Annotated in this window: 21 protein-coding genes; 11 read left to right on the top strand and 10 right to left on the bottom strand. The window is 62.6% G+C overall.

Annotated elements, in window-relative coordinates:
- Positions 1–698, bottom strand: a 698-nt coding sequence (rsmI, locus tag KBY58_RS00725) for a 16S rRNA (cytidine(1402)-2'-O)-methyltransferase (protein WP_255002275.1), incomplete at its 3' end; no start/stop codon positions are given.
- Positions 699–757: 59 nt separating this feature from the next.
- Here rsmI and KBY58_RS00720 point away from each other — a divergent pair.
- Positions 758–1,693, top strand: coding sequence for a 3'(2'),5'-bisphosphate nucleotidase CysQ (locus KBY58_RS00720; RefSeq protein WP_255002274.1), 936 nt, complete (start codon positions 758–760; stop codon positions 1,691–1,693).
- Here the strand turns inward: KBY58_RS00720 and KBY58_RS00715 are convergent.
- The 4 genes from KBY58_RS00715 to rseP form a co-directional block, all read right to left on the bottom strand.
- Positions 1,690–3,822, bottom strand: coding sequence for a polyribonucleotide nucleotidyltransferase (locus tag KBY58_RS00715; protein WP_255002273.1), 2,133 nt, complete (start codon positions 3,820–3,822; stop codon positions 1,690–1,692). The two genes, KBY58_RS00720 and KBY58_RS00715, sit on opposite strands and share 4 nt — an antisense overlap.
- Positions 3,823–3,988: 166 nt before the next feature.
- Positions 3,989–4,291, bottom strand: coding sequence for a 30S ribosomal protein S14 (rpsN, locus tag KBY58_RS00710; protein WP_254932816.1), 303 nt, complete (start codon positions 4,289–4,291; stop codon positions 3,989–3,991).
- Between the two features lie 36 nt (positions 4,292–4,327).
- The gene (nth, locus tag KBY58_RS00705; RefSeq protein ID WP_255002271.1) at positions 4,328–5,029 is read right to left on the bottom strand and encodes an endonuclease III; all 702 of its coding nucleotides are present in this window, start codon (positions 5,027–5,029) and stop codon (positions 4,328–4,330) included.
- Complete coding sequence (gene rseP, locus KBY58_RS00700; RefSeq protein WP_255002270.1) at positions 5,026–6,114, bottom strand: RIP metalloprotease RseP; 1,089 nt, start codon at positions 6,112–6,114, stop codon at positions 5,026–5,028. Before rseP ends, nth begins: the two co-directional genes overlap by 4 nt.
- Positions 6,115–6,196: 82 nt before the next feature.
- On the opposite strand from rseP, the gene KBY58_RS00695 reads away from it, so the two are divergent.
- Together KBY58_RS00695 and KBY58_RS00690 are read left to right on the top strand one after the other, a co-directional pair.
- A complete protein-coding gene (locus KBY58_RS00695) occupies positions 6,197–6,454 on the top strand; it encodes a type II toxin-antitoxin system Phd/YefM family antitoxin (RefSeq protein ID WP_254932819.1) in 258 nt (85 codons plus the stop codon).
- A complete protein-coding gene (locus tag KBY58_RS00690; RefSeq protein ID WP_254932820.1) occupies positions 6,445–6,699 on the top strand; it encodes a Txe/YoeB family addiction module toxin in 255 nt (84 codons plus the stop codon). The genes KBY58_RS00695 and KBY58_RS00690 overlap by 10 nt, the downstream gene beginning before the upstream one ends.
- On the opposite strand, the gene serS is transcribed toward KBY58_RS00690, so the two are convergent.
- Both serS and KBY58_RS00680 read right to left on the bottom strand, forming a co-directional pair.
- The gene (serS, locus tag KBY58_RS00685) at positions 6,696–7,982 is read right to left on the bottom strand and encodes a serine--tRNA ligase (protein WP_255002268.1); all 1,287 of its coding nucleotides are present in this window, start codon (positions 7,980–7,982) and stop codon (positions 6,696–6,698) included. The genes KBY58_RS00690 and serS overlap by 4 nt on opposite strands.
- Before the next feature lie 76 nt (positions 7,983–8,058).
- Positions 8,059–8,331: a NifU family protein gene (locus KBY58_RS00680; RefSeq protein ID WP_254932822.1), complete on the bottom strand. Its 273-nt coding sequence runs from the start codon at positions 8,329–8,331 to the stop codon at positions 8,059–8,061.
- A 60-nt stretch (positions 8,332–8,391) separates the two neighbouring features.
- On the opposite strand from KBY58_RS00680, the gene lepA reads away from it, so the two are divergent.
- The 5 genes from lepA to KBY58_RS00655 all read left to right on the top strand — a co-directional run bounded on the left by lepA (position 8,392) and on the right by KBY58_RS00655 (position 12,335).
- Entirely contained in the window at positions 8,392–10,200 is a 1,809-nt protein-coding gene (gene lepA / locus KBY58_RS00675; protein ID WP_254932823.1) for a translation elongation factor 4, read from the top strand.
- A 65-nt stretch (positions 10,201–10,265) separates the two neighbouring features.
- Complete coding sequence (locus tag KBY58_RS00670) at positions 10,266–10,709, top strand: hypothetical protein (protein ID WP_255002267.1); 444 nt, start codon at positions 10,266–10,268, stop codon at positions 10,707–10,709.
- On the top strand, positions 10,706–11,146 hold the full coding sequence (locus tag KBY58_RS00665; RefSeq protein ID WP_255002266.1) for a hypothetical protein: 441 nt from the start codon (positions 10,706–10,708) through the stop codon (positions 11,144–11,146). The genes KBY58_RS00670 and KBY58_RS00665 overlap by 4 nt, the downstream gene beginning before the upstream one ends.
- Positions 11,143–11,685: a GspH/FimT family protein gene (locus KBY58_RS00660; RefSeq protein WP_255002265.1), complete on the top strand. Its 543-nt coding sequence runs from the start codon at positions 11,143–11,145 to the stop codon at positions 11,683–11,685. The genes KBY58_RS00665 and KBY58_RS00660 overlap by 4 nt, the downstream gene beginning before the upstream one ends.
- Positions 11,685–12,335, top strand: coding sequence for a type II secretion system protein J (locus KBY58_RS00655; RefSeq protein WP_255002260.1), 651 nt, complete (start codon positions 11,685–11,687; stop codon positions 12,333–12,335). Before KBY58_RS00660 ends, KBY58_RS00655 begins: the two co-directional genes overlap by 1 nt.
- Before the next feature lie 100 nt (positions 12,336–12,435).
- Here the strand turns inward: KBY58_RS00655 and KBY58_RS00650 are convergent, their stop codons facing one another.
- Positions 12,436–12,885, bottom strand: coding sequence for a type IV pilin protein (locus KBY58_RS00650; protein ID WP_255002258.1), 450 nt, complete (start codon positions 12,883–12,885; stop codon positions 12,436–12,438).
- A 122-nt stretch (positions 12,886–13,007) separates the two neighbouring features.
- Between KBY58_RS00650 and KBY58_RS00645 the strand changes: the two genes are divergently transcribed.
- Both KBY58_RS00645 and KBY58_RS00640 read left to right on the top strand, forming a co-directional pair.
- Positions 13,008–13,865, top strand: coding sequence for an ABC transporter permease (locus KBY58_RS00645; protein ID WP_255002256.1), 858 nt, complete (start codon positions 13,008–13,010; stop codon positions 13,863–13,865).
- A 17-nt stretch (positions 13,866–13,882) separates the two neighbouring features.
- Positions 13,883–14,119 carry a hypothetical protein gene (locus KBY58_RS00640; protein WP_254932830.1) on the top strand — a complete coding sequence of 79 codons (237 nt, stop codon included), beginning with the start codon at positions 13,883–13,885 and terminating at the stop codon, positions 14,117–14,119.
- Positions 14,120–14,140: 21 nt separating this feature from the next.
- On the opposite strand, the gene trmH is transcribed toward KBY58_RS00640, so the two are convergent.
- Positions 14,141–14,830 carry a tRNA (guanosine(18)-2'-O)-methyltransferase TrmH gene (gene trmH, locus KBY58_RS00635; protein WP_255002255.1) on the bottom strand — a complete coding sequence of 230 codons (690 nt, stop codon included), beginning with the start codon at positions 14,828–14,830 and terminating at the stop codon, positions 14,141–14,143.
- Positions 14,831–14,933: 103 nt separating this feature from the next.
- Here trmH and KBY58_RS00630 point away from each other — a divergent pair, with 103 nt between their 5' ends.
- Complete coding sequence (locus KBY58_RS00630) at positions 14,934–16,313, top strand: 16S rRNA (cytosine(967)-C(5))-methyltransferase (RefSeq protein WP_255002253.1); 1,380 nt, start codon at positions 14,934–14,936, stop codon at positions 16,311–16,313.
- Here the strand turns inward: KBY58_RS00630 and KBY58_RS00625 are convergent.
- Entirely contained in the window at positions 16,303–18,360 is a 2,058-nt protein-coding gene (locus KBY58_RS00625) for a transglycosylase domain-containing protein (RefSeq protein ID WP_255002252.1), read from the bottom strand. The genes KBY58_RS00630 and KBY58_RS00625 overlap by 11 nt on opposite strands.
- Position 18,361: the final 1 nt, after the last annotated feature.

Here is an 18,361-nt window from a genome sequence, read left to right as displayed (position 1 = left end):
CCCCCCAGCACCAGGGTGCATTCCCCCAGCGGTGCCTTGGCGCGGAAGTGGGCCAGGGCAACGGCCACGCTGGGCCCCACCTGTTCTTCGTGCTTTTTGGTGAGTTCCCGGGCCACCTGCAGCGGTCGATCACCCAGTACTGCCAGGAGATCTTCCAGGAGATCGACTAGCCGGTGGGGTGCCTCAAACAGCACCATGGTGCGCTCCTCCCGGGCCAGTTCCTGCAGCCGTTGGCGCCGTTGGTTTGTTTTGGGCGGCAGGAAACCTTCAAAACAAAAGCGCCCGCAGGGCAAGCCGCTGCTCACCAACGCCGTGGTCACCGCGCTGGGGCCAGGAACGCAAATCACCCCATGGCCGGCGGCGCGGGCGGCCGCCACCAGCACCTCGCCCGGATCGGAGATTCCCGGTAAACCCGCATCACTGATCAGGGCAATGGCTTCGCCTGCCTCCAGGGCCCCAAGCAATTCCGGTATGCGGGCGCTTTGGTTGTGGGCGTGGAAACTGACCAGCCGCGGACCCTGGTCCTTTTGCCGCAACCCCAGCTGGTGCAACAGCAGCCCGCTGTGACGGGTGTCTTCGCAGGCAATGCGCTGCACACCGCTCAGCACCACCCGGGCCCGGGGGGATAGGTCGGCCAGGTTGCCGATCGGCGTGCCCACCAGATAAAGAACACCGGGAGCTGGTTCTGGGGCTTGCACTGCTACTGGCGGGCTCTGCTGGGGGCGGGCTCCTGCACAATGCTGATCCCTGCCACCCCATGATGCCGGCTCCCCTCGCCCTGCCATCGGGCATCAGCCTTGAAAACCTGCTGCAGGAGCTGCGCCAGCTCAGCTGGGGCGCTGCCGACATCCTGCTGGCCTATGGCCGCGGCGAGCAGCCACCCCATGGCTTCCCCGGGGCCCTAAGCGTGGAGGAGGGTGGCGAGGGGCCAGTCTCTGCCGCCGATCTGGCGGTGAACCAGTGGCTGCTCGATGGTCTGCAGGCGGCCTTCCCCGCTGCCCACTGGACCGTGCTGAGCGAGGAAACCGCCAAGGTACAGCTCACGGAAGGTGAGCCACTAGATGCTGAATGGCTATGGATCCTCGATCCCCTCGATGGCACCAAGGACTTCCTCCAGGGCACCGGTGAATACGCCGTGCACTTGGCCCTGGTGCACCGCAATCAGCCGGTGCTGGGGGTGGTGCTGCTGCCGGAACTCGAAGAACTCTGGCTGGGGGTGCTGCCCGGACTGGCTGGTTCGGCCGGCGAGGCCTGGTGTGAAAACCGCGCAGCCGAGCGCACTCCGGTGCGTTTCAGTAGCCGGCGGCCCCTGGCGGAGCTGGTGCTGGTGGCCAGCCGCAACCACCGCGACGGGCGCCTCGAGCAGCTGCTAGAGGCCCTGGCCCTCGGCGACACCAAGGCAATCGGCAGTGTGGGCGGCAAGGTGGCCACGATCCTGCGGGGCGAGACCGACCTCTACATCTCTCTCTCTGGCAATAGCGCACCCAAGGATTGGGACATGGCCGCTCCAGAGGCGGTGCTGCGGGCCGCCGGTGGTTGCTTCAGCCATGCCGATGGTCGGCCGCTGGCCTACAACACGGGCGATGTGCGCCAGGCAGGTTGCCTGATCGCCAGCCACGGCTTCAGCCACGGCGACCTTTGCGGTCGCGCAGCAGAAGCCATAGCCCAAATCGACCCGAGCTTCCCGGTCTAGGCAGGCTCTGGGGCGTCGGCCTGGGGCACGCCCCGCAGGGTCAGGTTGATGCGGCCGCGGTTGTCGATTTCGCGCACCCGCACCGTCACCTGGTCGCCGACGTTGACCACGTCTTCCACCTTCTCCACCCGAGCTTCCGAGAGCTGGGAGATGTGGATCATCCCCTCCTTCCCGGGCAGGATTTCCACGAAGGCACCAATCGGAATTACCCGGGTAACGGCACCCTGGAACACTTCCCCTTCGCTGATGCGACGGGTCAGGCCCTCGATGATCCGCTGGGCCTCTTCGGCGGCGGCGCCATCGTGGCTGGCGATCGTGACGATGCCGCCATCTTCGATGTCGATCTTGGTGTTAGTGCGCTCGGTGATGCCCTTGATGGTGCGGCCGCCGGGGCCGATCACCGTGCCGATCAGTTCTGGATCGATCCGGAAGCTGAGCAGGCGGGGGGCATGGGGCGACATGGTGTCGCGGGGCTTATCGATCGCCTCGAGCATCTTCTCGAGGATGTGCAGCCGGGCCGGACGGGCCTGGTTGATCGCCTCGGCAATGGTCTTCATCTCCAGACCGGTGATCTTCATGTCCATCTGCAGGGCGGTGATGCCCTTTTCGGTGCCGGCCACCTTGAAGTCCATGTCGCCAAGGAAATCTTCGATCCCCTGGATGTCGGTGAGGATCCGCACCTCCTCGCCCTCCTTGATCAGGCCCATGGCGGCGCCGCTTACCGGCGCCTTCAGGGGTACGCCCGCATCCATCAGGGCCAGGGTGCTGCCGCACACCGAGCCCATCGAGGTGGAGCCATTGGAGCTCAGGCACTCCGAAACCACCCGCAGCACGTAGGGGAAAGACTCCTTATTCGGCAGCACTGGCACAATTGCCCGCTCAGCCAGGGCGCCGTGGCCAATCTCCCGCCGACCGGGGGAGCGCATCGGCTTGGTTTCGCCCGTGGAATAGGGGGGGAAGTTGTAGTGGTGGAGGTAGTTCTTCTCGGTGATCGGGTTTAGGTCGTCCATTTCCTGGGCATCACTGGGGGTGCCGAGGGTGGCGCAGGAAAGCACCTGGGTAAGGCCGCGCTGGAACAGGGCCGAACCGTGAACCCGCTTGGGCAGAACGCCAGCTGCCGCACTGATCGGACGCACCTCATCGAGGTTGCGGCCATCCACGCGCTTGCCGTCCTTGATGATCTGCTCGCGCATGAGCTTCTTGGTGAGGCTCTTGTAGTTGTTGCCGAGCGCCTTGTTGTTGCTGCTTACGGCCACCTTGATGGCGTCGCCTTCCTTGAGGGCGGCAATCTTTTCGCCCACCTGGGCCTTAATTGCATCGAGCTTTTCGTCGCGCTCGATCTTGGTTTGGCTGAACTGCTTGAGCACTTCACCGATTGCCTTGCCGCATTCCTTATCCAGGTAGCTGGGCAGGGTGGTGTCTTCCTTTTTGGCCTCCGGAATCACCTGCTCAATACCCAGCTCCTTCAGCAGGTTTTGCTGGGCCTTGATCAGTTCGCCGACGGCCTCGTAGCCGAAGTCGATCGCTTCGATCACATCCTGTTCGGGAAGCTGGTTGGCGCCGGCCTCCACCATGATCACTCCGGCCGGGGTGCCAGCCACCACCAGGTCGAGCTCGCTGCGCTCCACTTCCCGGAAACTGGGATTGAGCACGAAGTCGTCGCCCAGAAGCCCCACCCGCACGGCTGCCATGGGGCCGTAGAAGGGGATCTTGGCCAGCAGGGTTGCCATCGAGGCACCGGTTACTGCCAATACGTCGGGCGGAACTCGCTCGTCGAGGGAAAGGCAGGTGGCCACGATTTGGATGTCGTCGCGCATCCAGCTGGGGAACAGCGGCCGCATCGGCCGATCGATCAGGCGGCAGGTGAGGATCGCCCGCTCGGGGGGACGAGCTTCCCTGCGGAAAAAGCTGCCGGGAATGCGACCGGCGGCGTACAGCCGCTCCTCGTAGTCGCACATCAGGGGCAGGAAATCGATTCCTTCGCGACCACCGGAACGGGTGGCGGTGACCAGAACAGAGGTATCTCCGCACTCAACCATCACCGAACCCCCTGCTTGGGGGGCGAACCGACCGGTGGTCAGCCGGATCTCCCGACCATCGAAGGAGATCGACTGAGTATGTCCTTGCACTTGGGCGTATGTCCTTTTGTTGTCAGAAACCATTCTCGCACTTCGCGCGGGCTGTTAGTGGGTCGCAATAAAGGCGACCAAATAAGGGTGCGCACAAAAAAAGGCGCCCCGTGGCGCCCCTGGTATTTGCTGGCTTAGCGATAAGCCTGAAATAGCTGGATTTGAGTTACCAGCTGGACTTGACCACGCCGGGCAGCTCGCCCTTGTGGGCCCGCTCCCGCAGTTGGTTGCGGCAAAGGCCGAAATCGCGGTACACACCCCGGGGCTTGCCGGTGGCCCAGCAGCGGTTGCGCACGCGGCTGGGGGCGCTGTTGCGGGGCAGGTTCTGAATCTTGCGGTGGATCTCCAGGCGCTCCATCGGATCGGATGCGGCATCAAAAGCCGCCATTAGGGCAGCGCGCTTGGCGGCGAAGCGAACAACCATTTTTTTGCGCTTTACATCGCGCGCAATCATCGACTTCTTCGCCATGCGAGCTGCGTAACTATCGGAACACGATGGTCCAGCTTAGCTTGCGATGCGGCGCCCCATCAGGCAGAGGTCTTGCACGGGGCAGATTCCGCATTGGGCCCTGCGGGCCGTGCAAATTGCCCGGCCATGGAAGATCAGCCGGATCGAGAGGTTCTGCCATTCCTCTTGGGGCACCAGCTTCATTAGGTCAGGCTCGATCTGTCGCGGCTCCCTTTTTTTGCTGAGGCCCAGCCTCTGGCTCAGGCGGCTGACGTGGGTGTCGACGGTGACGCCGGCATTGATGCCAAAGCACCAGGCCAGCACCACGGAGGCGGTTTTGCGGGCCACCCCAGGCAGCACCAGCAACTCCTCCATGGTTTGGGGAACTTCGCCGCCATGGAGCTCCATCAGCAACCTGGAGCTGCCCACGATGGCCTTGGCCTTGTTGCGAAAGAAGCCCGTCGATTGCACGTAGGGCTCCACTTCGGCCGGCTCGACCGCCGCCGCCGCCGCGGCATCGGGAAAGCGTTCAAACAGGGCGGGGGTCACCTTGTTGACCCGCTCATCGGTGCACTGGGCCGAGAGCATGGTGGCCACCAGCAACTCGTAGGGGGTGCGCCAATCGAGGGAGCAGGTGGCCTCGGGATAGAGCTCCCCCAGCCGGTCCAGTAACTGGGGGGCCCGCACCTTGGCCGAGGCGAAGCGGGCCGGCCGCTGGGCTTTGGCGGGCTGCTGGGCTTTGGCGGGCTGCTTAGTCAATGGCCCAGCAGTTGCTGCACCAGGGGCAGTTGGGAGGTGTCTTTGACGATCAGCACCACGCTCAGCCCCACCAGCAGCACAAAACCCGATTGCATGAAGGCCATCTGGAACCTGGCCGGGATCGGCCTGCCGCGCACCCCCTCAAGCAGCAGCAGCACAAATTGCCCGCCATCAAGCAGGGGTAGGGGCAGGGAGTTGAGAACGGCCAGGTTGATTGAAATCAAGGCGGCAAACAAAAACAGGCTGCCGCCCCCCTGCTTGGCCAGGGTTGCTCCCATCTCCACGATCTTCACCGGCCCGGAAACCTGGCCGGCGGTTTCACCGAAATGGGTGGCCAGGGTGCCAAAGCCGGCGATCGTGCGCTTGGTCAGGAGGGCGAAGTCGTGGTCGGCCTGGCGAATGGGTTCCAGGGGACCCTTTGGCCTGCGGAAGGCTTCGGTGCCATTGGGCTGGAGTTGGGCGCCGATCCGGCCCAGGCCGCCCAGGTCGCTGGGCTTGAGTTTGAGCTTCACCTTTTGGCCCTGCCGCTCTGCCACCAGGGGCAGGGTGCGACTGGGGGCCCCTTGGATTGTTTTCACCAGCTCGGCCACGGCCTCCTGGCCGCCGCCAATCGGCTGGCCGGCCAGGGAAATGATCCGATCGCCCGGCTTTAGTCCAGCTAGGGCCGCGGCTTGGTTGGGTTGCACCGCCGCCACCAGCACCCCGGGTGCCGCACTGAAGCCCGCCGGAATGCCCACCACATAGCCCTGGGCCACCAGCACCAGCCAGGCCAACAAAAAGTTGGCCATTACGCCGGCGGCAATCACCAGGGCCCGCTGATGCAGGGGGCGATTGCTGAGCAGGTTGGGGTCGTCTTTGGGGATATCGCTTTCGTCGTCGTCGTCGGGGAAGGCCACAAACCCCCCCAGCGGAATGGCCCGCAGGGCGAATTGCACCCCGCGCCGCTGGCGCTCCAGCAACACCGGACCAAAGCCAATCGAAAAGCTGCTGACGCGGATTCCCTGCCAGGTGGCGGCAAAGAAGTGGCCCGCCTCGTGCACCACGATCAGCCCCGCCAGGATCGCCAGTGCCGTCAGAACGCCCATCCAGGCCCTGCTCAGAATTAGGTCATTGTGCTCGGTTTGACCCGCCATCAGTACGTACAATTAGACGTACCGATGGCGGCCGATGAACGCGATCTCTTACTCCATGGCCAGGGCCCAGCTAGCGGGCACCATGAACAAGGTCTGCGAAGACCACGAACCGGTGGTGATCACGCGCCGGGGAGAGCCAGCTGTGGTGATGTTGTCGCTTGAGGACTACAGGGCCATGGAAGAAACCACCTACCTGTTGCGTAGTCCCGCCAATGCCCAGCGCCTGCTGAGCTCGATCGCCAGCCTGAACAGTGGCGGTGGGGAAGACCATGCGCTGCTGCCGTGCGACTGATCTTCTCGGAAGAGGCCTGGCAGGACTATCTCCACTGGCAACAGCATGACCGCAAGATGCTTCAGCGCATCAACCGGCTGATTGGTGAGATCCAGCGTGATCCTTTCCGGGGCATTGGCAAGCCTGAGCCCTTGCGCCACGCCCTGGCGGGCTATTGGTCAAGGCGCATCGATGACGAACACCGGATTGTTTACCGGCTGGAGCAGGCAAGCCTGCTGATCGCCCAGCTGCGACATCACTACTAACCCGCGCTGATCCGATCGCTGCCGAAGTAGGGCACCAGGGCCTTGGGCAGCAGCACGCTGCCATCGCCTTGCTGACCGTTTTCCAGCAGGGCCGCCATGGTGCGCCCCACCGCTAGCCCACTGCCATTGAGGGTGTGCACCAGTTGGGTGCCCTTGGCTTCCTTGAGGCGAATGGCAGAGCGGCGCGCCTGGAAATCACCGCAGATACTGCAGCTGGAAATCTCCCGGTAGGCGCCGGCGCCCGGCAGCCAGACCTCCAGGTCGTAGGTGCGGGCGGCGGAAAAGCCCATGTCGCCGGTGCAGAGCTCGATCTTGCGGTATGGCAACTCGAGGGCCTCGAGCACCGCTTCCGCATCGGCGGTGATCTGTTGGTGGGCCGCGGCGGAGTGGTCTGGGTGGCAGAACCAATAGAGCTCCACCTTGTTGAACTGGTGCAGCCTGATCAAACCCCGGGTATCGCGGCCGTAGCTGCCCGCTTCGCGGCGGAAGCAGGGGGTATAGGCCACGTACTTGATCGGCAACTGGTCGGCCGGGATTACCTCATCGCGGTGTAATGAGGTCACGGGCACCTCGGCGGTGGGGGTGAGCCAGAGGTCGTCGTCGGCGCAACGAAAGCTCTCCTCGGCAAATTTCGGCAGCTGGCCCGAGCCGGTAAGGCTGGCTGAATTCACCAGGATTGGGGGCAGCACCTCGCGGTAACCCTTGCCGCCATGGAGATCGAGCATGAAGCTGATCAGGCTGCGCTCCAGCTTTGCGCCCTGGCCCAGCAGGGTCACAAAGCGGCTCTGGGCGATCCGCACCGACCGCTCGGTTTCAAACAGTTCGAGCCTCTCGGCAATCTGCCAGTGCTCCTCAAGGGTTTCGCCTTCAGCGGCCTGGCGCGGGCTGCCCCAGCACTTGATTTCGATGTTGTCGGCTTCGCTCTTGCCATCGGGGGCATCGGCGGAGGGCAGGTTCGGCAGCGCCGCCAGCTGCTCACGCAACTTGGTCTGCAGCGCCTTCTCCTCCTCCTCCAGCACCGCCACCTGCTGCTTGATGTGATTGCCCCGATCGCGCAGGACCTGCACCCCAGGGCTGTTGGGGGCTTCTCCGGATTTGATCAGGCCGCCCACCTCCTTGCCGACGCGGTTGCCCTCGGCCTGGAGATTGCTGCGCTGTTCCTCCAGGTCCCGTTCCTGCTGGGCGATTAGCTGGAGTTTGGTTAGGTCCAGCTCCATGCCCCGGCGACTGAGCTGCTGGCGCATCAGCTCAGGGTTTTCGCGCAGCAGGCGCTGATCCAGCACGGTCTTTGGGCAAGTGGGCCGAGCCTACGAGCAGAGCTAAAGCCGCTGGCTCTGGTTCAGAGCCGTTGGACTGGCCTCAGAGCACCTGCACAACTTCGTCTACTTCGGGAATGGCCTCGCGCAGTTTGCGCTCGATGCCCATCTTTAGGGTCATGGTGCTGCTGGGGCAGGAGCCGCAGGCGCCCTGGAGCCGCACCTTGACGATCGGGCCATCAATTTCCACCACCTCCACGTTGCCGCCATCGGCCATCAAGTAGGGGCGCAGTTCATCGAGGGCTCGCTCCACGTTTTCCAGGGTGAGGGCCCGGGGATCGGCCACAGGATCGGCGTTGGCGGTTTCGGTGGTCATGGCTGCGCCTAATTACTGAATCCAGCTTAGGGAGTTGGCCTGGCTCCTTAGGATCAGGCCATGACCGATGTCCCCGTTTCACGGATACGCAATTTCTGCATCATTGCCCACATCGACCATGGGAAATCGACCCTGGCCGATCGGCTGTTGCAGGAAACGGGCACTGTCGCAGCCAGGGACATGCAGGAGCAGTTCCTCGACAACATGGAGCTGGAACGGGAACGCGGCATCACGATCAAGCTCCAGGCGGCGCGGATGGAATACACCGCCGCCGATGGTCAGCAGTACATCCTCAACCTGATCGACACCCCCGGTCACGTCGACTTCTCCTATGAGGTGAGTCGCTCCCTGCAGGCTTGCGAAGGCGCCCTGTTGGTGGTGGATGCCAGCCAGGGAGTTGAGGCCCAAACCTTGGCCAATGTGTACCTGGCGCTGGAAAACGATCTGGAGATCATTCCGGTGCTCAACAAGATCGACCTACCCGGGGCTGATGCCGAAAGGATCGCCGAAGAAATTGAGGCAATCATTGGCCTCGATTGCAGCAATGCGATCCATTGTTCAGCCAAAACCGGCCTAGGTGTGGCAGATATCCTCCAGGCAGTGGTGGATCGGGTACCCCCTCCCCCCGACAAGCTTTCAGAGCCCCTCAGGGCCTTGATTTTCGACTCCTATTACGACCCCTACCGGGGCGTAATTGTCTATTTCAGGGTGATTTCTGGCTCCATCAGCAAGCGCGACAAAGTCTTGTTGATGGCGAGCAAGAAGTGCTACGAGCCCGATGAGGTGGGGGTGATGGCGCCCGATCAGCGCCAGGTGGATTCCCTCCATGCTGGGGAGGTGGGCTATATGGCCGCCTCGATCAAGGCCGTGGCCGATGCCCGGGTCGGCGACACGATCACCCTCGCCGCCAATCCCGCCAGCGAGCCTTTGCCTGGTTATACCGAGGCAAAGCCGATGGTGTTCTGCGGCCTGTTCCCCACCGATGCAGACCAATACCCCGATCTGCGCGAAGCCCTAGATAAGTTGCAGCTCTCCGATGCGGCACTCAAGTATGAGCCTGAAACCAGCAGCGCCATGGGATTCGGCTTCCGCTGCGGTTTCCTGGGCCTATTGCACATGGAGATTGTGCAGGAGCGGCTTGAACGTGAATACAACCTCGACCTAATCGTCACGGCTCCGTCTGTGATTTATCAGGTCAACATGCTCGATGGCTCCACCCTGATGGTGGACAACCCGGCCACCCTCCCCGATCCCCAAAAGCGTGAATCGATAGAGGAGCCCTACGTAAAGCTCGAGATTTATACCCCCAATACCTACAACGGCGCCCTGATGGAATTGTGCCAGGAGCGGCGCGGTGAGTTTATCGACATGAAATACATCACCACCGACCGGGTGACCCTCCACTATGAGATGCCCCTGGCAGAAGTGGTAACCGATTTCTTTGACCAGATGAAGAGCCGTACCAAGGGCTATGCATCCATGGAATATAGCCTGATTGGTTATCGCAAAAATGAACTGGTGCGCCTTGACGTGTTGATCAATGCGGAAAAGGCCGATCCCCTCACCACCATTGTGCACCGCGATAAGGCCTACAACGTGGGCAAGGGCCTGGTCGAAAAGCTCAAGGAACTGATTCCTCGCCAGCAGTTCAAGATTCCGATTCAGGCCTCCATTGGCAGCCGGGTGATTGCCTCCGAAAGCATCAGCGCCATGCGTAAGGATGTGCTCGCTAAGTGCTATGGCGGCGACATTTCCCGTAAGAAAAAGCTGTTGCAAAAGCAGGCCAAGGGTAAAAAGCGGATGAAGGCCATGGGCAAGGTGGAAGTACCCCAGGAGGCCTTCATGGCTGTGCTCAAACTCAATCAGTAGCTAGATCTCCGAATCAGCGTCTTTCTGGGTGGGAACACTTAGGGCCAGGTTCCCCGCTATTACCCATGCGACCGGTTGCTCAGGAGGCTGGTTTTGTCTTGCCGATGGCCTCGGCCGTTTCGTTGCTGCTTCTGCTCAGCAGCCTTTCAATTCAAACCGTCGTTTTGCAGAGCAGGGCCTTTGGTCAGGCCCAGTGGCGCCAGCGCCAGGGCCTCGATTCGCTCGCTACTGCTGCCCAACAGGCCGCCATCCAATTGGAGGGCCCCGGCCTATGCCTGCTCAAGCGGGCGCTCCAGCCATGCCCGATGGCCCAGGACCCAACCAAACTGCTGCCGCCCAGGAGTGGGGCGGAGTTGGTGAGCTGGCAGCAGTTGTCTTTGGCTGGCCAGGGTCAGGGCCAGGGGCAGTTGCGCCTGCGGTTGAGGGATTCAGCGATTGTTCGGTCCTATTTAGTTGATTTTGATCCGGCTATTGGCCGGGTTATCCAGGTGCGGGGGCTGGGCTCTTGAACCTCCCAGAGGCCATGGTCGCGGCGACGATCTTCTCTATTTCAGCCGTCAGCAGCCTGCAGGTTTGGAATGGCTCTGCGGCATGGAGTCAGAGTTCCCAGCGGCAGCAGGATTGGCTGGTCCAAATTGATGCGGATTTACAGCGCAGTGAGGGCAGGCTTAGGCGCCTGGATGCCGATTTGATTGCCCCTGCCGGTTGTGAAAATGCAATTAGGGCCATGGCTCAAGCAGTGGCATCACCTGAAGTTGCCCTCGCCCCACAGATAACCCGGCGCCTGGAGATATTGCCTGTTTCTAGTGTGCTCCCAGGGCAAATGTTGGTGCTGAGCTACGGGGTGAATTCCCCTTCTCCAGGCTCCCCTTTGATCCGCCAGCGGCAGTGGTCTGCCCAGGCCTTTGGCCTTTGTCGCCAGCTGGTTTCAGCTGATCAGCCATGAAAAATAATTCGAGAGCTGGTTTTAGCTCCGTGGAATTGGTTGTGGTAATCGCCATTGTGGCCATACTTGCGGCCATCTCTTTTCAGCAGGGCGGTGAGGTGCTGGCCCGCCAGCGGCTTGAGAGTTCAACCCGGCGACTAGCCATTGGCATCGAACGGGGTCGCTTAGCGGCCCAACGCAAGGGCGAGCCCTGTGGCTTGAGCCTGGGGCCCACTGGTTGGCAAGTGCCGCTGGATGGTTCGGCCACCTGCCTGGGCGCCCGGTTGGGCTTGGGGGAAGGGGTGGCTGACGCCGGTCGAAATGATGCAGGCCGAAATGATGCCGGTGTGACTGTTAGCCACAACTTGCCGGCGGTGTTGCGTTTCACCCCGAATGGCTTGGTGCTTGATGCCGGAACGGTGGTGCTCACGACCTCCGGAACCCAGCTCAGACGCTGTTTGGTGATAGCCCTGCCCCTTGGAATTGTACGGCTGGGCCGCTACGGGGCAGATCCCACCAAAAATCTAAAACCTGAGGCCTGTCTTCCGGATCGAACCTGATGCCAATTCGATCCAGTCAAAGCTTTAAGAGGAGCCAGGGTTTCTCCCTGCTGGAGTTGATGTTGGCCGGCTCGATTGGCCTGTTGCTCAGCGGGGCGATGCTGCAGGCCTTGCTAGGCGATGGTCAAAACAGCCAGCGCTTTGTCAGGTTGCATGCGGAGCGGGCTAACCAACGGCGGGTGCTGGAGCTGGTGCGATCTGATGTGGAGCGTGCCCTGGTGGTGAGTGCTACCCCAGCGGCAGAAATTTCCGCCTGTGGCTGGGCTGGCAGGCAGCCTGTTTTGCATTTGCTCCTGGCCGATGGACGCTCGATTAGTTACTCCGTGGGCGTGGCCCCTAGTGCAATCTGGCGCCAGCAGGTTTTGATGCGCTGCGGCCCAGCCTTCGACCTATATGGTCAATTGAGTGCCAGCTCCAATCCCCAGAATCGGGTGGTTATTGATGGTTTGGCCAGGCCCCAGAAAAGCTGGACGGGTTGCGCTGAGCTGCTGCCGGCAGGTGTGGAAATTCAGTCTTCCTTTGCTTCTGGCTTTGCCGCCTGCCTTGATCCAGGGGGCCAGCAGGTGGCCGTGAGGCTATTTCAATCCTTTGGCCTGGGTAATGGCCGGGTTCAAAATATCAGCTCAGTGATGACAGCTTCACCCGGTTAGGCTTCCCCGGCTAAACTTTGCTAGCTTAAAAAACTATAAAAAGTGCCCGGCTTGATCGGCCAGGCAAATGCTCGAGGGGTTTGATTTACTTCTGTTGACCCTAGGTTCCTGTGGTTACGGGTTTGCCTGTTACGCCAGTGTCTAGGTCGCTAGTTTGGCTAATTTCAATGCCGGCAGCATTGCTGCCGGAGGTGCCGATGGCTTTGACGCTAAAACTAGTGGCCGAGCCAGTGCAGCTATAGCTAAATTTGGCTCCGCTTTGTTGGGCTCCGGCGTAGTCGGAGCAGTCGCTATCTGCGCTTGAGATTGGGGTTTCCAGGTTGTAGCTGGCCGCCTGCTTTGTGATAGCAGAGGCCTGCATGATCCCCTCCGTGGCAATGGCCTTTTTGGTTTGCTTCATGAACTGGGGAAAGGCCACAGCACTCAAGATGCCCACTATCACAATCACGACCATCAGCTCCACCAGGGTGAAGCCCTTTTGATTGCGTCTGCGTCCGCGGGATTGTTCGCGATAGATCGGCAGGCCGTATTTTGTGATCCGTTTCTTCATGGTTAGTTTGATGCTGTGATTATGTCCACGGGGACTTTCCCAGGCTGATCAGGCTATTTATCTTCCCCCTCACCCATATGGGTGATTTGTGCTTAATTGGTTTGCACGCTTATTTGGCTTGAATGAAGGCTGCAGCCCTTGGGCGCCCCCGGGCTCTGTCGGTCCGCATGGCCCGCTGGGGGGTGCTGATTGTGGTGGCCTATGGCCTTGTGGCGGTGTTGACCCCCCTATTGGTCCATATCGGTTGGTTGCCGGATCCGAATGCGGGTCTGCAGAACCCGATCTATGCGGCACCCTCTTGGCAGCACTGGTGCGGCACCGACCGTCTCGGCCGCGACGTATGTGTGCGCACCCTGGCCGGCAGTGGGGTGGCTTTGCAGGTGGTGCTGTTGGCCCTGGTGGTGGCCCTGGTGGTGGGCGTGCCCCTGGGCATGGCCAGCGGCTACCTAGGCGGCTGGGTGGATCGGCTGCTGGTGTTGCTGATGGACACCCTCTACACCCTGCCGGTGCTGCTGCTTTCGGTGGTGTTGGCCTTCCTGCTGGGGCGGGGCCTGCCCAATGCCGCCGCCGCCCTGTGCGTTGTCTACATCCCCCAATACTTCCGGGTGGTGCGTAACCAGAGCGCCCAGGTCAAGGCTGAGCTCTACGTGGAGGCGGCCGAATCCTTAGGTGCTGGCCCCATCTGGATCCTGCGCCGCTACCTATTTCGCAACGTGATCACCTCGGTGCCCGTCTTGCTCACCCTCAACGCGGCCGATGCGGTGCTGGTGCTGGGGGGTCTGGGCTTTTTGGGCCTGGGTTTGCCCGAAACCATCCCCGAGTGGGGCGGTGATCTGCAGCAGGCCCTTACCGCCTTGCCCACGGGCATCTGGTGGACCGCGCTCTACCCCGGCTTGGCGATGTTTGTGCTGGTGCTCGGACTTTCGTTTTTGGGTGAGGGGTTGGAACGCTGGCTGAGCACGGCAGAATTACGCAACTAAGGCTTGCTCCTGGCCCCATGCCCCTTTGGCTCGATGGCGTTTTGCTTGTTTCCGCAGTGCTGCTGTGGTTTTCAGGCAGCGCCGATCGCGACGATGTCTGGGGGTTTTTTCAGAAGATCTTGGCGGGTGTGGGCCTGTTGGTAGTGCTGCTGGGTGGCCACCAGATCCCCCTGGAGCTGTTGGCCCTAGGCCTGGCCCTTTGGCTACCCAGTGCCACCAGCCGCAAATTGCTCAGTAATAAGGGTCCAAAATAAGAATCCAAAATCAGGGTCCGATCAGTGGCGCAGCCGCACGTTCCTGGGCAGCGTCTCGCTGATGGCCCCCTCCCCATCTAGGGCCGGGTAGGGCCTCCCTTGCCGGTTGCACCAGGCTGCGACCTCCGGATAGGCCCACTCGAACAGCATGCGTCCGTAGCGCTGTGGATCCACCCCCTCTCCCTGGCTGGGCAGGCTGCCGGCCGCCTGCCGCTGGCGCAGGGCTTCAAACAGCAGGGTGGCGGTCGCCACACTCACGTTCAGCGACTGCACCATGCCCAACATCGGAATCACGATTGGTTGGTCGACTAGCTCGATCGCTTCTTCGCTGAGGCCCCATTTCTCTGCCCCCAGCAGGAAGGCGGTGGGGCCTGTGAAGTCGCAGTCGCGGTAGTCGATGGCATCTACGGAAAGGTGGGTGCCATAGAGCCGTAGGCCCTGGGCCTTGAGCTGCCTGAGGGCTTCAGCCGTGCTGGGGTGGCGGTGCAGGGGCACCCACTTTTCACTGCCCTTCGAGGTGCAATTGAAGGTGGGGGTGCGCCCCGCCATGCTCACCACATGGGCCTCCAGCACCCCTACTGCATCGCAGCTGCGCAGGATTGCCGAGAGGTTGTGGGGCTTGTCGACCTGCTCCAGCAGCACGGTCAGATCACCCATGCGCCGATCCAGAACGGCCTTTAGCCGCTCGAAGCGTCGGGGCAGCAGGGGCATGGGCCGAAGGCAGTGCTTGGCAATGAGGGTATGGGATCCCCCGCCCTTGTCTTGCTTTCGATTGGCGGGGCGCTAACTGTGGAGGCCATTGCCGCACCTTTGGTTGAGCAACCCTGCCCCGATTGGTCTGCTGCCGCGCCAGGTGGCCTGGCAGGTGTTGATGGCCGTTGGGGCTGGGGCCTATGCCGATGTCGCCCTGGAGCGGGAGTTGCAGCGCACGGCGATCGAGGGGGTGGACCGCTCCCTGGCCACCGAACTGGCCTATGGCTCGATTCGCCAGCAGCGCCTGCTCGATGCCTGGCTCGACCTACTGGGCAAGGTGCCCGCCGCTAAGCAACCACCAAAACTGCGCTGGTTGTTGCACTTGGGCCTTTACCAGCTGCTCTTTAGTGGCCGGGTGCCTGCCTCTGCTGCGGTGAGCACCACCGTGGAATTGGCCAAGCGGGGCGGCCTGGGCCGGCTGGCACCCGTGGCTAATGGACTGCTGCGGGCAGCCCTGCGTCGCCGAGAAGGGCTGGGGCCCGAGCCCTGGGCTGGCCTGGCACTGCCGAGCGATCCCCTAGCCGCCTTTGGCCTGCGCCATTCCCTGCCCGACTGGCTGGCCAGGCTGCTGTTTCAGTGGTTGCCGCTCGAGCAGGCGGAAGCCTTTGGGCTGGCCTGCAACCAACCCCCCAGCCTTGATTTGCGGGTGAATCCCCTGCGCACCAGTCGGGAGGAATTGCTGGCGGCGTTGCAGGCGGCGGGGGTGGAGGCCCAGCCCCTCGAGGATTTGCCATGGGGGATTGCCCTCAGCGGCCGCAGTGGCGATCTGCGCAGCCTGCCGGGCTATGGCGATGGCCACTGGTGTGTGCAGGATCGGGCCGCCCAGCGGGTGGCCTTGCTACTTGCCCCTAGGCCGGGGGAGCGGATCTTGGATGCCTGCGCCGCCCCCGGCGGCAAAAGCACCCACCTGGCCGAATTGATGGGGGACCAGGGGGAGGTGTGGGCCATTGATCGCTCCGCTGCCCGCCTGCGGCGGGTGGAGATCAATGCCGCCCGGCTAGGTCTGAAATCGATTCACACCCTGGCCGCCGATGCCAGTGAGCTGGCCATTAACAGGGGCGAATGGTTGGCCAGCTTTGATCGGCTCTTGCTGGATGCGCCCTGCTCGGGCCTGGGCACCCTGGCCCGCCATGCCGATGCCCGCTGGCGGATCAGCCCCGAGACGGTGCAGGAGCTGGGTCTATTGCAGCGGCAGTTGCTGGAATCGCTCCTGCCCCTGCTCAAGCCAGGCGGCCAGTTGGTCTATGCCACCTGCACGGTGCATCCGGCTGAAAATGGCGAGCTGATTGGCGCCTTCTTGCTCGACCATCCCCAGTGGCAAATGGCCGAGAGCTGGCAGCTGTGGCCTGGCAGCCAGGCCGCTCTAGGGGAGCAGGCCAGTGGCGATGGCTTTTATGCCGCCCTGCTCCAGGCGCCAGGGGTGCTGGAGGCTAGGGAGTAGGTGGTGCTGCCACGGGCGGTGGCGGCATGTTTGGGGTGGCAGCCGCTGGAGCTGCTGGGCTGGAAACTCCAGGGGGTGGGCCATTTGTTGGGGTGCCCTCCGGAATCGGGGCAAGTCTGTCTGGACTGGTGGCAGTGGGGTCTGGCGCTGGCAAGGTCGGAGCCCAATAGCCATTTCCTGCTCCAGCTCCTGGGGGTTTGCGGACGTTCTTCCTGTCGCCGGCGTAACTGGTTTGGAGCACTGGCCGCTGTGGGAACTGGCGAACGGGCAGGTTTTTGGTGATCGGCTCCATGAATGCTCGCCAGGCGTAGGTCGCCACCACGCTGGTGTTGCCGGTGGTTTGATTGCTGTCGTATCCCAGCCAAACGCCCGTTGTGAGCTGGGGAATGGAGCCGATAAACCAGAGGTCTCGGCCCCCCTCTGAGGTGCCTGTTTTGCCCGCCACCGGCCGATTGGGTAGGGCGGCACCGGCCCCCGTGCCCCCCTTGACCACCTGCTGGAGCATCCAGAGCATGGTGTTGGCGATGTCGCCATCGACGGCCCGGCGACCCCGTTCGCCATCCACCCGACGACTCCAGAGCAGCTCGCCATTGGGCCCCAAGACCTCCTCGAAGGGGGTTGCTTTTACGAAGATGCCGCTGTTGTTGATCGCCGCATAGGCGGTGGTCATTTCCAGCAGGGTTTGTTCGTAGGCCCCAATCGCCAAGGGGTAGTAGTGCCCAAGTTCGCGCACGGTGCCAATGCCAAGACTCTTGGCGGTTTCGATCACCTTGTCGAAGCCCAGTTGTTGCAGCAGCCCCACCGCCACAATGTTGAGCGAGTTCTGAATAGCCACCACCATTGGAATCGATCCCATGTAGCGATCGCCAAAGTTGCGGGGGCAGTAGCCGGCAAAGCAGCGGGGAGTATCCACCACGATCCGCTCTGGCCTCATCCCCTCTTTGAGGGCGGTCAGGTACACAAACAACTTGAAGGTGGAGCCAGGGGAACGCAGGGCGTCGGCCGCCCGGTTGAACTGGCTCTTGGCAAAGTCCTTGCCACCCACCATCGCCCGCACCAGGCCCGTACCTGGTTCCATCGCCACCAGGGCCCCTTCCATCTCGCCCGGGGCATAGGTGTCGATCGCCTTTTGGGCCTGCTCCTGCCAGGCCAGGTTGAGGCTGCTTTTGACGGTGAGGCCGCCTACCTCCAGCTGTTCTTTAGTGAGCACCGTGGAAAGTTGTTGCTGCACCCAGCTGGTGAAGTAGGGAGCGCGGCTCTGGAAATACTTGGGTTCGGCCGGTTTCAGTTGCAGGGGGGTGGCATTGGCCTCTGCCTGTTGATCGGCACTGATAAAGCCGGCTTCCTGCATGCGGCGAAGCACGATCGCCCGCCGTTCCAGGGCCAGATGGGGAGTGACCAGGGGTGAATAGACCGAGGGGGCCGGCGGCAGGCCCGCGATCAGGGCGGCCTCCGGCAGGGTCAGTTGGTTGGGGGTTTTGGAGAAGTAGATCCAGGCCGCATCCGCCACCCCGTAGGCACTCGAGCCGAGGTACACCACGTTGAGGTACTCGGTGAGGATCTGCTTTTTGCTCAGTTGGCGCTCGAGTTTGCCGGCGAGGGCGATTTCCGCAAATTTGCGCAGGATCGTGCGGTCCTGGCTTAGGTAGACCGTGCGGGCCAGCTGCTGGGTGATCGTGCTGGCGCCCTCCTCCACGGAGTGCCTGGTGATGTTGCGAACCAGGGCCCGGCCAATCCCCACCAGATCGATGCCATCGTGCTGATAATAGCGGCGATCTTCCGCCGCAATGAAGGCCTGCTCCACCAGGGCCGGCATGGCTTCAACGGTGAGCTTTTCGCGGGTGGCGGGCCCAATTTTCTGCACCACCTGGCCATCGGCCGAGAGGATGGTCAGGGTGCCGGGGCGGTTGAAGGCGCTGATGCCCCGGGCATCGGGAAGCAGCAGATCAAAGCCCGAAACCAGGGCCGCTTGACCGAGGGCTACGCCGCTGCCGATGGCAGCAGCCAGCAGACCACTGCGCACAAGCTGGCGCCTGCGCTGGTTCACC

It is taken from the genome of Cyanobium sp. HWJ4-Hawea (genome assembly GCF_024345815.1).
Lineage (GTDB): Bacteria > Cyanobacteriota > Cyanobacteriia > PCC-6307 > Cyanobiaceae > Cyanobium_A.
Note: the sequence above shows the minus strand (reverse complement) of the source record. Positions and strands in the feature narration are given on the sequence as shown.

Bases quoted from the DNA above. Each gene is read 5' to 3' on its own strand.
- KBY58_RS00720 (WP_255002274.1), top strand. From the start codon at position 758: ATGATGCCGGCTCCCCTCGCCCTGCCATCGGGCATCAGCCTTGAAAAC.
- rpsN (WP_254932816.1), bottom strand. From the start codon at position 4,291: ATGGCGAAGAAGTCGATGATTGCGCGCGATGTAAAGCGCAAAAAAATG.
- rseP (WP_255002270.1), bottom strand. From the start codon at position 6,114: ATGGGCGTTCTGACGGCACTGGCGATCCTGGCGGGGCTGATCGTGGTG.
- KBY58_RS00695 (WP_254932819.1), top strand. From the start codon at position 6,197: ATGAACGCGATCTCTTACTCCATGGCCAGGGCCCAGCTAGCGGGCACC.
- KBY58_RS00680 (WP_254932822.1), bottom strand. From the start codon at position 8,331: ATGACCACCGAAACCGCCAACGCCGATCCTGTGGCCGATCCCCGGGCC.
- lepA (WP_254932823.1), top strand. From the start codon at position 8,392: ATGACCGATGTCCCCGTTTCACGGATACGCAATTTCTGCATCATTGCC.
- KBY58_RS00670 (WP_255002267.1), top strand. From the start codon at position 10,266: ATGCGACCGGTTGCTCAGGAGGCTGGTTTTGTCTTGCCGATGGCCTCG.
- KBY58_RS00660 (WP_255002265.1), top strand. From the start codon at position 11,143: ATGAAAAATAATTCGAGAGCTGGTTTTAGCTCCGTGGAATTGGTTGTG.
- KBY58_RS00655 (WP_255002260.1), top strand. From the start codon at position 11,685: ATGCCAATTCGATCCAGTCAAAGCTTTAAGAGGAGCCAGGGTTTCTCC.
- KBY58_RS00650 (WP_255002258.1), bottom strand. From the start codon at position 12,885: ATGAAGAAACGGATCACAAAATACGGCCTGCCGATCTATCGCGAACAA.
- KBY58_RS00645 (WP_255002256.1), top strand. From the start codon at position 13,008: ATGAAGGCTGCAGCCCTTGGGCGCCCCCGGGCTCTGTCGGTCCGCATG.
- KBY58_RS00640 (WP_254932830.1), top strand. From the start codon at position 13,883: ATGCCCCTTTGGCTCGATGGCGTTTTGCTTGTTTCCGCAGTGCTGCTG.
- trmH (WP_255002255.1), bottom strand. From the start codon at position 14,830: ATGCCCCTGCTGCCCCGACGCTTCGAGCGGCTAAAGGCCGTTCTGGAT.